Origin of the sequence: Agrococcus baldri (genome assembly GCA_900114805.1) — a bacterium.
Classification (GTDB): Bacteria; Actinomycetota; Actinomycetes; order Actinomycetales; family Microbacteriaceae; genus Agrococcus; species Agrococcus baldri.
Window position 1 is genome coordinate 706,446 of record FOZN01000001.1, and the last position, 13,356, is coordinate 719,801.

Sequence of the window (13,356 nt, forward strand, 5' to 3'; positions counted from 1 at the left end):
GCGGTCCGCGCACGGACCGCCCCTCAGCCTACTTACTTGACCGAACCGCCAGCGGCCACGATCTTCTGCTCAGCCGCAGCCGAGACCTTGTCGACCGCGATCGTGAGCGCGACCGAGAGCTCGCCACCGGCGAGCACCTTGACCAGCTCGTTCTTGCGGACCGCGCCCTTGGCGACCAGAGCGGCCACCGTGACGTCGCCGCCCTCGGGGAACAACTCGCCCAGCTGGCCCACGTTGACGACCTGGTACTCCGTGCGGAACGGGTTCTTGAAGCCGCGCAGCTTCGGAGTGCGCATGACACTCGTGAGCTGGCCGCCCTGGAATCCGGGACGCACCTGGTAGCGGGCCTTGGTGCCCTTCGTGCCTCGACCGGCCGTCTTGCCCTTCGACGCCTCACCGCGGCCGACACGCGTGCGGGCGGTCTTCGCGCCCGGCGCGGGCCGGAGGTGGTGCACCTTGAGCGACGGCAGCTCGGCCGACTCGTTCTTGTCAGTCATTCTGGATCTCCTCGACCTTGACGAGGTGCCGAACCGTGTTGACGTACCCACGGTTCTGCTGGTTGTCCTCGCGCTCGACCGACTGGCCGATGCGCTTGAGCCCGAGCGAGCGCAGCGTGTCGCGCTGGTACTGCTTCTCGCTGATCACAGACTTCGTCTGCGTGATCTTCAGCTTGCTCACTTGGATGCCGCCTTCGCGATCTCGGCCTCGTGCTTGGTGTTCTCCGCCTCGGCACGGAGCAGGCGCTCCGGCACGACGCGGTCCACGTCGAGACCACGACGGGCTGCCACTGCGCGGGGCTCCTCGAGCATGCGCAGTGCCGCGACCGTCGCGTGGACGATGTTGATGGAGTTCGACGAGCCGAGCGACTTGCTCAGCACGTCGTGGATGCCAGCGCACTCCAGGACGGCGCGCACCGGTCCACCCGCGATGACGCCGGTACCGGCGGCAGCGGGACGCAGCAGCACGACGCCGGCTGCGGCCTCGCCCTGCACGGGGTGCGGGATCGTCTTGGCGATGCGGGGGACGCGGAAGAAGTTCTTCTTCGCCTCCTCGACGCCCTTGGAGATCGCGGTGGGGACCTCGCGCGCCTTGCCGTAGCCGACGCCGACCATGCCGTCGCCGTCACCCACGACGACAAGCGCCGTGAAGCTGAAGCGGCGGCCGCCCTTGACGACCTTCGAGACGCGGTTGATCGTCACGACGCGCTCGAGGAACTGGTTCTCCGTGCGGTCGTCGCGACGCCCGCGCTCGTTGCGCGTGCCGCGGTCGCGGCTGCCGCGACGCTGCTCGCGGGGCTCGTCGCGGTGGTCGGCCGACTGGCCGGCCTCAGCCGCGGGAGCACCGGCTGCAGCCTGCTGCGTGGTGTCCGTCACCTGCGTGTCCTTGTTCTCTTCGCTCACAGTCCCAGCCCTGCCTCTCGTGCGCCGTCGGCGATCGCTGCGACGCGACCGGCGTAGCGGTTGCCGCCGCGGTCGAACACGACCGACTCGACGCCTGCAGCCTTCGCACGCTCAGCGAGCAGCTCGCCGACGCGCTTGGCCTTGGCCGTCTTGTCGCCGTCGAGCGCACGGAGGTCTGCCTCCATGGTCGACGCCGAGGCGACGGTGATGCCCTGCGAGTCGTCGACGATCTGCACGAACACGTGGCGTGCCGAGCGGGTGACGACCATGCGCGGCACCGAAGCGGTGCCGACGATCTTCTTGCGGAGGCGTGCGTGACGACGGCCGCGGGCAGCCGACTTGCTCTTGCCTCGGGTACCGATGCCCATCACTTACCAGCCTTTCCAGCCTTGCGGCGGATCTGCTCGCCTGCGTAGCGCACACCCTTGCCCTTGTAGGGCTCGGGCTTGCGCAGCTTGCGGAGATTCGCGGCCACTTCGCCGACGGCCTGCTTGGAGATGCCGCTGACGGTGACCTTGTTGTTGCCCTCGACGGCGAACGTGATGCCGGCGGGCGGCTCGATGTTCACCGGGTGCGAGAAGCCGAGCGCGAACTCCAGGCCCGTGCCCTTCGCCTGCACGCGGTAGCCGGTGCCGACGACCTCGAGCGACTTGGAGTAGCCCTCGGTGACGCCGACGATGTCGTTGGCGATGAGGGTGCGGGTGAGGCCGTGCAGCGAGCGCGACTCGCGCTCGTCGTCGGGCCGGGTGACCTGCACCTGGCCGTCGGCGACCTCGACCTCGATCGGCTGCGCGATGCGGGTCGTGAGCTCGCCCTTGGGGCCCTTGACGGTGACGACGCCGTCGTTCACCGAGATCTCGACACCCGAGGGGATGTCGATGGGGAGACGTCCGATTCGTGACATGTCAGCTCACCACACGTAGGCGAGGACTTCCCCGCCGACGCCCTTCTGCTCGGCCTCACGGTCAGTGAGGAGGCCCGAGCTCGTGGACAGGATGGCGACGCCGAGGCCGCCGTGCACCTGGGGGATCTCGGTTGATCGCGCGTAGACGCGCAGACCGGGCTTCGAGACCCGCTTGAGGCCAGCGAGCGCGCGCTCGCGGTTCGTGCCGTACTTGAGGCTCAGCGTCAGCGTCTTGCCGACGCGTGCGTCCTCGACCTTCCAGCCCGAGATGAAGCCCTCGCGCTCGAGGATCTCAGCGATGTTCGCCTTGAGGTTCGACGACGGCAGCGTGACCTCGTCGTGCATCGCCGTATTGGCGTTGCGCAGACGCGTCAGCATGTCGGCGACCGGGTCGGTCATCGTCATGGATGTTCTCCGTTCTGGTTTCGCTGCCCGTTCCGCGGACAGCGACCTTGAATTCAGCTCGGCGCCGGCGGCGCCGATGGGGTCAGGACTTGAAGGGGAAGCCGAGCGCCTTGAGCAGCGCGCGACCCTCGTCATCCGTCTTCGCCGTCGTGACGACGGTGATGTCGAAGCCGCGGACGCGGTCGATCTTGTCCTGGTCGATCTCGTGGAACACGGACTGCTCCGTGAGGCCGAAGGTGTAGTTGCCGTTGCCGTCGAACTGCTTGGGCTCGAGGCCGCGGAAGTCGCGGATGCGCGGGAGCGCGAGCGTCAGCAGACGGTCGAGGAACTCCCACATGCGGTCGCCGCGCAGCGTGACGTGCGCGCCGATCGGCATGCCGTCGCGCAGCTTGAACTGAGCGATCGACTTGCGGGCAGCGGTGACCTTCGGCTTCTGTCCGGTGATCAGCGTCAGGTCGCGGATCGCGCCATCGATCACCTTCGAGTCACGTGCGGCCTCGCCGACACCCGTGTTGACGACGATCTTGGTCAGGCCAGGCACCTGCATGACGTTCGTGAAGCCGAACTCCTCCTGGAGCTGCTTCACGATCGTCTCGCGGTACTGCTGCTTGAGCCTGGGCAGGCGCACAGCGGTGTCAGTCATTGCTCTTAATCTCCTTGCCCGACTTGCTCGAGACGCGAACCTTCTGCGGGATCGACGCGCCGTTCTTCTCGACGGTCTTGACCTCGCTGCGGACGCGCGTGGGCTTCTTCGACTCGGGGTCGACGAGCGCGACGTTCGACACGTGGATCGGGGCCTCGTGGGTCTCGATGCCACCCGTGCGGGTGCCGCGGTTGGTCTGGCCGACCTTGATGTGCTTGGTGACGAGGTTGACGCCCTCGACGACCACTCGGTCCTGCTCGGTGAGGACCCGGATGACGCGACCGGTCTTGCCTCGGTCACCGCCGCGCGACTCGCGCGCGCCGGCGATCACCTGGACGAGGTCGCCCTTCTTGATGCTGGCCATGGGTCAGATCACCTCCGGTGCGAGCGACACGATCTTCATGAAGCGCTTGTCGCGGAGCTCGCGACCGACGGGTCCGAAGATGCGAGTGCCGCGGGGGTCGCCGTCCGTCTTCAGGATGACTGCTGCGTTCTCGTCGAACTTGATGTACGAGCCGTCGGCGCGGCGCGTCGACTTCACGGTGCGGACGACGACGGCCTTGACCACGTCGCCCTTCTTGACGTTGCCGCCGGGGATGGCGTCCTTGACCGTGGCCACGATGGTGTCACCGAGGCCGGCGTAGCGACGGCCGGAGCCGCCGAGCACGCGAATGGTCAGGAGCTCCTTGGCGCCGGTGTTGTCGGCAACCTTGATGCGGGATTCCTGCTGAATCATGTCTGGATCTCCTTCGAGGCCGAGGCCTACTTGGCCTTCTCGAGGATCTCGACGACGCGCCACCGCTTGGTGGCGCTCATCGGGCGGGTCTCGGCGATCATCACGCGGTCACCGATGCCGGCTGCGTTCTGCTCGTCGTGTGCCTTCACCTTCGAGGACTTGCGGAGCACCTTGCCGTACAGGGCGTGCTTGACGCGGTCCTCGACCTCGACGACGACGGTCTTGTCCATCTTGTCGGAGGTGACGTAGCCGATGCGCGACTTGCGGTAGCCGCGCTGGACGGTCTCGTCCTTGGGCTGCTCAGTAGCCATCAGTTGTCCTCAGCCTTCTCGTCATTCTCAGAAGCCTTGGCCTCGTCGGCCTTCTTCGACTTCTTCTTGTCCGCAGGCTTCTCGACGGGCGCCGGGGAGGCGCTGATGCCGAGCTCGCGCTCACGGATCACGGTGTAGAGCCGCGCGATGTCGCGCTTGACGGCGCGCAGGCGGCCGTGCGACTCCAGCTGGCCGGTGGCCGACTGGAAGCGCAGGTTGAACAGCTCTTCCTTGGCCCGCTTCAGCTCGACGACGAGTCGCTCGTCATCGAGGGTGGCGAGCTCGGCGGGCATGAGCTCCTTGGAACCGATCGCCATTATGCGTCAGCCTCCTCGCGCTTGATGATGCGTGCCTTGAGCGGCAGCTTGTGAATGGCTCGCGTCATCGCCTCGCGGGCGAGCTCCTCTTCGACACCGGCGACCTCGAACAGGACGCGGCCCGGCTTGACGTTCGCGACCCACCACTCGGGCGAACCCTTGCCGGAACCCATGCGGGTCTCGGCAGGCTTCTTCGTGAGCGGACGGTCGGGGTAGATGTTGATCCACACCTTGCCACCGCGCTTGATGTGACGCGTCATGGCAATACGTGCGGCCTCGATCTGGCGGTTCGTGACATACGCAGGCGTGAGCGCCTGGATGCCGTAGTCACCGAACGACACGGCCGTGCCGCCTGTGGCCTGGCCACGACGGTTCGGGTGGTGCTGCTTGCGGTGCTTGACTCGACGGGGAATAAGCATTACTTCGCCTCTGCTCCTGCTGCGGCCGGAGCTGCGTCGCGACGGGGACCCCGACGCTCGCGCTGCTGCGGCTTCTGGTTCGCCTGCTCGCGAGCCAGCTCGCGGTTGGTGAGCTCACCGTTGTAGATCCAGACCTTCACGCCGATGCGGCCGAAGGTGGTGCGTGCCTCGTAGAAGCCGTAGTCGATGTTCGACCGCAGCGTGTGCAGGGGCACGCGGCCCTCGCGGTACTGCTCGCTGCGGCTCATCTCGGCGCCGCCGAGACGACCCGACACCTTGATCTTGACGCCCTTGGCGCCGGCGCGCTGCGCCGACTGCAGACCCTTGCGCATCGCGCGGCGGAACGCCACGCGAGCGCTGAGCTGCTCGGCGATGCCCTGTGCGACGAGCTGGGCCGAGCCCTCGGGGTTCTTGACCTCGAGGATGTTCAGCTGGATCTGCTTGCCGGTGAGCTTCTCGAGGTCGGCGCGGATGCGCTCGGCCTCGGCGCCACGGCGACCGATCACGATGCCCGGCCGGGCGGTGTGGATGTCGACGCGGACGCGGTCCTTGGTGCGCTCGATCTCGATGCGGGCGACGCCGGCGCGGTCGAGGCTGGTGATCAGCATCTTGCGGATGCGGACGTCCTCAGCCACGTAGTCGGCGTAGCGCTGTCCCGGCTTCGTCGACTCGGCGAACCAGCGCGACACGTGGTCGGTGGTGATGCCGAGGCGGAAGCCGTACGGGTTGACCTTCTGTCCCATTACTTCTCGTCCTCCGTGGTCGGCGTCGCGAGCACGACGGTGATGTGGCTCGTCCGCTTGTTGATGCGGAACGCGCGACCCTGTGCACGCGGCTGGAACCGCTTGAGCGTGGTGCCCTCGTCGACGAAGATGCGGGACACGTAGAGGTCCTGCTCGTCGAGGAACTCGTTCGTCGCATCGGCCTTGACCCGGGCGTTCGCCATCGCCGAGGCGACGAGCTTGTACACCGGCTCCGAGGCGCCCTGCGGGGCGAACTTCAGGATCGCGAGGGCTTCCTCGGCCTGCTTGCCGCGAATCATGTCGACGACACGGCGGGCCTTCTGAGGGGTCACGCGGATGTGACGAACGCGAGCGATCGACTCAACCATTGCCTTCTCCTTCTTCCGTCACCGCGCTTAGCGGCGACGGCCCTTCTTGTCGTCCTTCACGTGTCCACGGAAGGTACGGGTGGGCGCGAACTCGCCCAGCTTGTGGCCGACCATCGTCTCGGTGACGAAGACCGGGATGTGCTTGCGACCGTCGTGCACGGCGATCGTGTGACCGAGCATGGCCGGCACGATCATCGAACGGCGCGACCACGTCTTGATGACGTTCTTGCTGCTGGCCTCGTTCTGGCGAACCACCTTGGTGAGGAGGTGGTCGTCGACGAACGGACCCTTCTTGAGGCTGCGGGGCATCGGACTCTCCTACTAGCGCTTCTTCTTGCCGGTCGAACGGCGACGGACGATGAGCTTGTCACTCGGCTTGTTGGGCCGACGGGTGCGGCCCTCTGCCTGGCCCCACGGGCTGACGGGGTGGCGGCCACCGCTCGTCTTGCCCTCGCCACCACCGTGCGGGTGGTCGACCGGGTTCATCGCGACACCGCGGACGGTCGGGCGGACCCCGAGCCAGCGCTTGCGGCCGGCCTTGCCCCAGTTGATGTTCGACTGCTCGGCGTTGCCGACCTCGCCGATCGTCGCTCGGCAGCGCGCGTCGACGTTGCGGATCTCACCCGACGGCAGGCGGAGCTGCACGTAGGGGCCGTCCTTGGCGACCAGACGCACCGAGGCGCCCGCCGAACGAGCCATCTTGGCGCCGCCGCCGGGGCGGAGCTCCACTGCGTGGATGACCGTACCGGTGGGGATGTTGCGCATCGGCAGGTTGTTGCCCGGCTTGATGTCGGCGCCTGCGCCCGACTCCACGACGTCGCCCTGCCCGAGCTTGTTCGGCGCCAGGATGTAGCGCTTCGTGCCGTCCTCGAAGTGCAGCAGCGCGATGCGCGCCGTGCGGTTGGGGTCGTACTCGATGTGCGCGACGCGGGCGTTCACGCCGTCCTTGTCATTGCGACGGAAGTCGATGACGCGGTACTGGCGCTTGTGACCGCCACCGATGTGCCGCGTGGTGATGCGACCGGTGTTGTTGCGGCCGCCCGTCTTGGGCAGCGGGCGAAGCAGCGACTTCTCGGGCGTCGACCGGGTGATCTCAGCGAAGTCGGCGACGGACGAGCCTCGACGACCTGGGGTCGTCGGCTTGTACTTGCGAATAGCCATGTTCTCGTTCCTTCAGTCTCAGCCGACAGCCGTGAAGATGTCGATCGAGCCGGACTTCAGCTTGACGATGGCGCGCTTGGTGTCCTTGCGCTTGCCGGTGCCGAAGCGGGTGCGGCGCGACTTGCCGACGCGGTTCAGTGTGTTGACGCGCTCCACCTTGACGCCGAAGATCTTCTCGATGGCGAGCTTGATCTCCGTCTTCGTGGCACGAGGGTCGACCTCGAAGGTGTAGCTGCCCATGTCGATGAGCGCGTAGCTCTTCTCCGACACGATCGGTCGGATGATGACGTCGCGAGGGTCCTTGTTGTAGCCGCTCATCAGTTGTCCTTCTCTGCCTTGTCAGCCTTCGAGGCCTTGCCGGCCTCGGTGAAGCCTGCGGCCTCAGCGGCCGCTGCGGTGCGGAACCACACCTCGGCCTCGGTCTGCTCGTACCAGCGACCGCCGGGGAGGTGGAACTTCATCGAGCTGGCGTTGCCCTTGATCTCGAAGCCCTCGGGTGCCGAGCCGTCCTCCAGCGCGGCGTGCGAGTCGGTGCCGAAGTCAGCGGCGGCAGCAGCCGGCGCCTCCTCGACGTCCGCAGCCTTGGCCTTGGCCGGCTTCTCAGCCTTCTCGGCCTTGGCGGGCTGCTCGGCCACGGGTGCCGCTGCGACCTCTGCCTTCCCGCCCGACTTCGCGGCGACGAACGCCTCGTAGGCCGGCTGAGAGAAGACGATGTCGTCGCTCACGAGCACGTCGTACGCGTTGAGCTGGTCCCACGTGAGCACGTGCACCTCGGGGAGGTTGCGCACCGAGGTGAACGCGGTCTCCTCCGAGCGGTCGAGCACGACCAGCACGTTCTTGACGACACCGAGCGCGCCGAGCATCTCGACGGCGACGCGGGTCTTGGGCGTCTCGCCGGCGAATGCCTCGACGATGTGCAGCTTGCCGCCGCGGGCTCGGTCGGAGAGCGCGCCGAGCAGAGCCGCGGCGATCATCTTCTTGGGGGTGCGCTGCGAGTAGTCACGCGGCACGGGGCCGTGGACGATGCCACCGCCGCGGTGCTGGGGCATGCGGATCGAGCCCTGACGGGCGCGGCCGGTGCCCTTCTGCTTGTGCGGCTTGGCGCCGGAGCCGGAGACCTCGCCGCGACCCTTGACCGCGTGCGTGCCCTGACGGGCGGCAGCCAGCTGCGCCACGACGACCTGGTGGATGAGCGGAACGTTCGTCTGCACGTCGAAGATGCTCGCGGGCAGCTCGATCGAGCCTGCCTGCTTGCCCTCGGCGTTGACGATGGCGACCTGTGCAGTCATGCTCAGGCTCCCTTCACAGCGTTGCGGACGTACACAAGACGGCCGCGAGCGCCGGGGACGGCGCCCTTGACGAGCATGAGACCCTGCTCGGCATCGACCGAGTGGATCGTGAGGTTCAGCACCGACACGCGGTCCGTGCCCATGCGGCCGGGCATGCGCTTGCCGCGGAAGACGCGGCTCGGCGTTGCCGAGGCACCGATGGAGCCGGGCTTGCGGTGGTTGCGGTGCGCACCGTGCGAGGCGGAGACGCCGGCGAAGTTGTGACGCTTCATGACACCGGCGAAGCCCTTGCCCTTGGACGTGCCGACGACATCCACCTTCTGGCCGACGGCGAACAGGTCGACCGCCAGCTCCTGGCCGAGCTCGTACTCAGCGGCGTTGTCCGTGCGGACCTCGGTGATGTGGCGACGCGGCGTGACGCCGGCGGCCTCGAAGTGGCCGGCAGCGGGCTTGTTGACCTTGCGCGGGTCGATCTGGCCGGCGGCGATCTGGATGGCTGCGTAGCCGTCCTTCTCGGGCGTGCGGATCTGCGTGACCACGTTCGGCGTGATCTCGAGCACCGTGACCGGGACGAGCTTGTTCTGCTCATCCCAGACCTGGGTCATCCCGAGCTTCTTGCCGAGCAGGCCGCGAGTCGTCATGATCTTCGACATGGCGTTCCTTAGAGCTTGATCTCGATGTTGACGTCAGCGGGCAGGTCGAGGCGCATGAGCGAGTCGACAGCCTTCGGCGTCGGGTCGATGATGTCGATGAGTCGCTTGTGCGTGCGCTTCTCGAAGTGCTCGCGGCTGTCCTTGTACTTGTGAGGCGAACGGATCACGACGACCACGTTCTTCTCGGTCGGCAGCGGCACAGGGCCCACCACCGTCGCGCCCGCACGGGTCACGGTGTCGACGATCTTGCGCGCCGAAGAGTCGATGACCTCGTGGTCGTACGACTTCAGTCGGATGCGGATCTTCTGTCCCGCCATGGCTGACTCTCTTCCTGTCGACGCAGCCGTTCAGGCTGCTCGCAACGCACTGCTCGAGTGCACCGCTGTTCTTCTGTCAATGCCCACGAGGGGCGCGCACCGATGCCGAGCACGGCCGTGCCGCGCTCGAATTCAGTGAAGTTCTTGTTGGGGCTGCCCGCGGCCCAGGTTCGTGATCGACCTGTGCACAGCCAGAGCAGTGAGCGACGTGAACCGCCGCGTTTGCAACCTGACGATTCTCGCACGGATGCGGATGTTCGTGCAACCCGGGCGTGTCGCGCTTCCTCGCCCGTGTTCGCGCGGGTCGGCCGGGCGTGTGCCGGCACAGCAGAGGGGGACGGGGCCGTAGTCCTGTCCCCCTCCGGTGGCCGCGACTACTGCTGCTGCTGGTCCTGCTGGTCCTGCTGGCCGACGAAGCCGTCGGCGTGCTGTTGCACGCCGTCGGTGTGCTCGGCGAACCTGCCGCCGGTCAGCTTGTCGAAGCCGTCGCCGGCTCCCTGGATGGCCTGGTCGCTCTGCTGCTCGCCCTGCTCGCTGTTGAGCGCGTCCTTGCCCTTGTTGACGAGGTCTTCGAACCCCATGTGCAACTCCTTCGGTCGTCGCCGCGCTGTTCGCGGCCTCCGCGCACACAGAACCACACTCGCCCGAGGGGCACCAGACCCGATCGACGACCGCAGCTGCGACTGCGGGTCACAGGCCGCGCATCGTGAACGAGGACACGAGCAGAGACCGGGCCGGCGGCAGCCCGAGGATCCGCACGAGCGCGAGCCTGGCGACGCGAGCGGCCCCGTGTGCAGGCGCACCCATGCGCATGTTCCAGGCTGCCCGGCGCACGGCGCGCGCAGCAGCGCGCCCCCGCTCGCGGGCGTAGCCCTCGAGCGCTGCTCCGTCGCGTTCGTGCGGGGCCGCGCTCGCGAGGGCTCGGTCGAAGGCGACGGCGTCGAGCCATCCGAGGCTCATGCCCTGCCCGCCGATCGGGCTGATCTCGTGCGCGGCGTCGCCGACGAGGGCGACGCGACCACGCGTGAACTCGGTCGCCACCCGCTGCCGCGCCACGAAGCTGCTCGGCTTCGCCGCGGCCGGCAGCTCGGGCGCCACGCCGAGGCGCTCCCGCAGCAGTCGCTGCAGCGCGGCCAGCGACAGCGGCTCCATCCGCGTCGGCCCGCTCGGTCCCGGAAGCCGCGCGACCCAGCGTCGCTGCCCGTCCGGCATCGGGAACGATTCGACGATGCCGTCGGGTTCGAGGCACAGCAGGGCCGCGCCCGGCGCGCCGGTGCGATCCGGCGCGTCAGCCATCGCGTAGGCCGCGACGCCGGGCCGCGGCTGCCACGCGATGCCCAGCAGCCGCCGCACCGTGCTGCGCACGCCGTCGGCGCCCACCGCCCAGCGGGCCGCGACCCGGGCGCCGTCCGCGAGCTCGAGCTCGACCTGTCCCGACACGGACTGCTGCAGGCCGACGAGCTCGGCGCCAGTCCGCAGGGCTCCAGGTGCCAGCTGCGCGAGGCGCTCCCGCAGCAGTGCCTCGGTGCGGTGCTGCGGCAGCGAGAGGATCCGCCGGTCGCCGAAGGGGACGCGCGCGAGCTCCCGCCCGCCGCCCAGCGCGATGCCCACCTCGACGCCCGCCGCCTCGCGCCGAACCGCGTCACCGACACCGGCGGCATCGAGCGCCGCGAGGCCGGGCGGGTGGATGCCGATGGCTCGCGAGGCGCGCGAGACCGCGGGCCTGCGCTCGAGCACGATCAGGTCGACGCCGCGCTGCGCCAGCAGGCACCCCAGCAGCAGCCCGACCGCGCCGGCACCGACGATGGCGACCTCGACACGCTCGGTCACGCGGGCCACACGAGCTCCAGCCGCCAGGGATGGCCGCCGCGCACGCGCCAGCCCGACGGCACCGCCCGGGCGAGCTCGGCGACCGTGTGGCTGCGGCGGATGGATGCGAGGCCGTCGGCGCGGATGAACGAGTGGCGCAGCAGCGTGCCCTCGAACGGCAGCGTGCCGGCGGCGAATGCGAGGTAGCCGATGGCGGATCGCGCGATGTCGCCGTGCACGGCCACGCCTCCCGGTGCGAGGAGCCGTTCGGAGTCGGCGAGGATCGCGCCGAGCTCGCGCGGCGCGAGGTGGTGCAGCACGTGGCCGGAGATGACGACGTCGAAGCGCTCGTCAGCCAGGGCGAGCTCGCGCGTCGTCGTCTGCCGCAGCTCCAGCCCCCGCATGGCCGGGAGCCCGGCCGCGAAGGCGATCGCGCGCGGGTCGGGGTCGATCGCGACCGCCTCCAGCGTGCCCGGCTCGCGCGCGGCCCAGCGCAGCAGGCGCCGGGGCAGATCGGCACCGCCCGTGCCGACATCGAGCAGCCGCACGCGCGATCCGGCGCGCAGCCGAGGGCGGATCCACCGGCGGTACATCGCGCCGCGGCCGGAGACGATCGCGTTCACGAGGTCGAAGCGGGAGTAGGTGCGGGCGAGCATGACGGGGTCGCATGCCGGGTCGTCCATGGTCTCGCGCGCGTCGGGATCGCGCCGCCGCAGCCCGCTCAGCAGCATCTCAGCCGCGGATGGTCAGCAGCGCCGACTCCACCGTCAGCCCCGGGCCGAAGGCCATTGCCGCCACCCGGTCGCCGTCGGCCGCCGCGGGATCCCGCAGGATGCGCTCGAGCACGAACAGCACCGTGGCGCTGGACATGTTGCCGTAGTCGCGCAGCGTCTCGCGCGCGGGCGCGAGCTGCGCCTCGCTCAGCACGAGCGTCGACTCGACCCGGTCGAGGATGCTGCGGCCGCCCGGGTGGATGGCCCAGTGCTCGATCGCCGAGCCGGCGCGCTCCTCAGCGAGCGCATCGCCGAGCGCCGGCTCGCTCGCCAGCAGCGGCGCGATCGCGCCCGTGACGTGCTCGCCGATGATCGAGGGGATCGCGTTCGAAAGCACCATCTCGAAGCCGTGGTCTCCGATGCGCCAGGCCATGTCGCCCTCGCCCTGCGGTGTCGTGCGCGTCGCGAAGGCGTCGAGCTGCAGCGCGCGCTCACCCTCGGCAGGCGGCCGGGCCGTCACGAGCGCCGCCCCCGCCCCGTCGCCGAACAGCGAGGTCGCAACGATCGTGTCGGGGTCGTTCGAGGTGCGCAGGTGCAGCGTGCACAGCTCGACGCTCACGACCAGCACGACCGCGTCCGCGTCCGCCTCGCACAGCTGCTTCGCGAGCCGCAGCGCGGGCACCGCGGCGTAGCAGCCCATGAAGCCCAGGTGGTAGCGCTGCACGCCGGCTCGCAGCCCGAGGTCGCGCGCCAGCACGAAGTCGGGTCCCGGCGCGTAGAAGCCCGTGCACGAGACGGTGACGACGTGCGTCACGTCTTCCGGCTCGAGGCCGTCGACCGCGTCGAGCGCGGCCCGGCCGGCCTCGACGTACAGCCGGCTCGCGTGCGTCTCGTAGCGGTCGTTGCGCAGCCTGGTGCCGGGGTCGAGCAGCAGGCCGGAGTCGCGGTCGAAGAACTCGGGCTCGGCCGGCGCCGGGCCATCGAGGGTGAGCTCGTCGATCACGGTGTAGCGGCGCTCGATGCCGGACACCCCGAACGAGGTGCTCACGATGCGCTGCGCGAGCCGGCTCAGACCCGGCTGCGACGCGAAGACCTCGGCGACCTGCGGCTGAAGGAGCTCGGTCGACGGCACCGCTGTGGACAGGCCTCGCATCGTCACCGTCATGGC

The 13,356-nt window shown here is 69.1% G+C and carries 24 protein-coding genes; all 24 read right to left on the reverse strand.

What is annotated here, in order from left to right:
* Positions 1-32 precede the first annotated feature (32 nt).
* The 24 genes from rplO to BM288_RS03500 all read right to left on the reverse strand — a co-directional run bounded on the left by rplO (position 33) and on the right by BM288_RS03500 (position 13,353).
* Positions 33-497 (reverse strand): 50S ribosomal protein L15, encoded by a 465-nt coding sequence (gene rplO / locus BM288_RS03385; RefSeq protein WP_092915826.1) that lies wholly within the window; start codon positions 495-497, stop codon positions 33-35.
* Positions 490-678, reverse strand: coding sequence for a 50S ribosomal protein L30 (gene rpmD / locus BM288_RS03390; RefSeq protein ID WP_092915828.1), 189 nt, complete (start codon positions 676-678; stop codon positions 490-492). Before rpmD ends, rplO begins: the two co-directional genes overlap by 8 nt.
* Entirely contained in the window at positions 675-1,400 is a 726-nt protein-coding gene (rpsE, locus tag BM288_RS03395) for a 30S ribosomal protein S5 (protein ID WP_092915830.1), read from the reverse strand. The genes rpmD and rpsE overlap by 4 nt, the downstream gene beginning before the upstream one ends.
* A complete protein-coding gene (gene rplR, locus BM288_RS03400) occupies positions 1,397-1,768 on the reverse strand; it encodes a 50S ribosomal protein L18 (RefSeq protein WP_092915832.1) in 372 nt (123 codons plus the stop codon). The genes rpsE and rplR overlap by 4 nt, the downstream gene beginning before the upstream one ends.
* A complete protein-coding gene (gene rplF, locus BM288_RS03405) occupies positions 1,768-2,304 on the reverse strand; it encodes a 50S ribosomal protein L6 (protein ID WP_092915834.1) in 537 nt (178 codons plus the stop codon). The genes rplR and rplF overlap by 1 nt, the downstream gene beginning before the upstream one ends.
* Positions 2,305-2,310: 6 nt before the next feature.
* Positions 2,311-2,709: a 30S ribosomal protein S8 gene (gene rpsH / locus BM288_RS03410; protein WP_092915836.1), complete on the reverse strand. Its 399-nt coding sequence runs from the start codon at positions 2,707-2,709 to the stop codon at positions 2,311-2,313.
* 82 nt (positions 2,710-2,791) lie between these two features.
* The gene (gene rplE, locus BM288_RS03415) at positions 2,792-3,352 is read right to left on the reverse strand and encodes a 50S ribosomal protein L5 (protein WP_092915838.1); all 561 of its coding nucleotides are present in this window, start codon (positions 3,350-3,352) and stop codon (positions 2,792-2,794) included.
* Entirely contained in the window at positions 3,345-3,716 is a 372-nt protein-coding gene (gene rplX, locus BM288_RS03420) for a 50S ribosomal protein L24 (protein ID WP_092915840.1), read from the reverse strand. The genes rplE and rplX overlap by 8 nt, the downstream gene beginning before the upstream one ends.
* Positions 3,717-3,719: 3 nt before the next feature.
* Complete coding sequence (rplN, locus tag BM288_RS03425) at positions 3,720-4,088, reverse strand: 50S ribosomal protein L14 (RefSeq protein ID WP_092915842.1); 369 nt, start codon at positions 4,086-4,088, stop codon at positions 3,720-3,722.
* Between the two features lie 26 nt (positions 4,089-4,114).
* On the reverse strand, positions 4,115-4,399 hold the full coding sequence (rpsQ, locus tag BM288_RS03430; RefSeq protein ID WP_092915844.1) for a 30S ribosomal protein S17: 285 nt from the start codon (positions 4,397-4,399) through the stop codon (positions 4,115-4,117).
* Positions 4,399-4,716 (reverse strand): 50S ribosomal protein L29, encoded by a 318-nt coding sequence (gene rpmC, locus BM288_RS03435; protein ID WP_092915846.1) that lies wholly within the window; start codon positions 4,714-4,716, stop codon positions 4,399-4,401. Before rpmC ends, rpsQ begins: the two co-directional genes overlap by 1 nt.
* Positions 4,716-5,135 carry a 50S ribosomal protein L16 gene (rplP, locus tag BM288_RS03440; protein WP_092915848.1) on the reverse strand — a complete coding sequence of 140 codons (420 nt, stop codon included), beginning with the start codon at positions 5,133-5,135 and terminating at the stop codon, positions 4,716-4,718. Before rplP ends, rpmC begins: the two co-directional genes overlap by 1 nt.
* A complete protein-coding gene (gene rpsC, locus BM288_RS03445; RefSeq protein ID WP_092915850.1) occupies positions 5,135-5,878 on the reverse strand; it encodes a 30S ribosomal protein S3 in 744 nt (247 codons plus the stop codon). The genes rplP and rpsC overlap by 1 nt, the downstream gene beginning before the upstream one ends.
* Positions 5,878-6,246, reverse strand: coding sequence for a 50S ribosomal protein L22 (rplV, locus tag BM288_RS03450; RefSeq protein ID WP_092915852.1), 369 nt, complete (start codon positions 6,244-6,246; stop codon positions 5,878-5,880). Before rplV ends, rpsC begins: the two co-directional genes overlap by 1 nt.
* 27 nt (positions 6,247-6,273) lie before the next feature.
* Positions 6,274-6,555 (reverse strand): 30S ribosomal protein S19, encoded by a 282-nt coding sequence (gene rpsS, locus BM288_RS03455; protein ID WP_092915854.1) that lies wholly within the window; start codon positions 6,553-6,555, stop codon positions 6,274-6,276.
* A gap of 12 nt (positions 6,556-6,567) precedes the next feature.
* Positions 6,568-7,407 carry a 50S ribosomal protein L2 gene (gene rplB, locus BM288_RS03460; RefSeq protein WP_092915856.1) on the reverse strand — a complete coding sequence of 280 codons (840 nt, stop codon included), beginning with the start codon at positions 7,405-7,407 and terminating at the stop codon, positions 6,568-6,570.
* 18 nt (positions 7,408-7,425) lie between these two features.
* Positions 7,426-7,725: a 50S ribosomal protein L23 gene (rplW, locus tag BM288_RS03465; protein ID WP_092915858.1), complete on the reverse strand. Its 300-nt coding sequence runs from the start codon at positions 7,723-7,725 to the stop codon at positions 7,426-7,428.
* The gene (rplD, locus tag BM288_RS03470) at positions 7,725-8,696 is read right to left on the reverse strand and encodes a 50S ribosomal protein L4, sunset domain variant (protein ID WP_092915860.1); all 972 of its coding nucleotides are present in this window, start codon (positions 8,694-8,696) and stop codon (positions 7,725-7,727) included. Before rplD ends, rplW begins: the two co-directional genes overlap by 1 nt.
* A 2-nt stretch (positions 8,697-8,698) precedes the next feature.
* Positions 8,699-9,349 carry a 50S ribosomal protein L3 gene (gene rplC, locus BM288_RS03475; protein ID WP_092915862.1) on the reverse strand — a complete coding sequence of 217 codons (651 nt, stop codon included), beginning with the start codon at positions 9,347-9,349 and terminating at the stop codon, positions 8,699-8,701.
* An 8-nt stretch (positions 9,350-9,357) separates the two neighbouring features.
* Positions 9,358-9,666, reverse strand: coding sequence for a 30S ribosomal protein S10 (gene rpsJ / locus BM288_RS03480; RefSeq protein WP_021010896.1), 309 nt, complete (start codon positions 9,664-9,666; stop codon positions 9,358-9,360).
* Between the two features lie 374 nt (positions 9,667-10,040).
* A complete protein-coding gene (locus BM288_RS03485) occupies positions 10,041-10,247 on the reverse strand; it encodes an antitoxin (protein WP_092915864.1) in 207 nt (68 codons plus the stop codon).
* Positions 10,248-10,356: 109 nt separating this feature from the next.
* On the reverse strand, positions 10,357-11,496 hold the full coding sequence (locus BM288_RS03490) for an FAD-dependent oxidoreductase (protein WP_177220232.1): 1,140 nt from the start codon (positions 11,494-11,496) through the stop codon (positions 10,357-10,359).
* Positions 11,493-12,206, reverse strand: coding sequence for a methyltransferase domain-containing protein (locus BM288_RS03495; RefSeq protein WP_092915868.1), 714 nt, complete (start codon positions 12,204-12,206; stop codon positions 11,493-11,495). The genes BM288_RS03490 and BM288_RS03495 overlap by 4 nt, the downstream gene beginning before the upstream one ends.
* Before the next feature lies 1 nt (position 12,207).
* Positions 12,208-13,353, reverse strand: a complete 1,146-nt coding sequence (locus BM288_RS03500; protein ID WP_092915870.1) for a type III polyketide synthase — start codon at positions 13,351-13,353, stop codon at positions 12,208-12,210.
* Between the last annotated feature and the right edge of the window lie 3 nt (positions 13,354-13,356).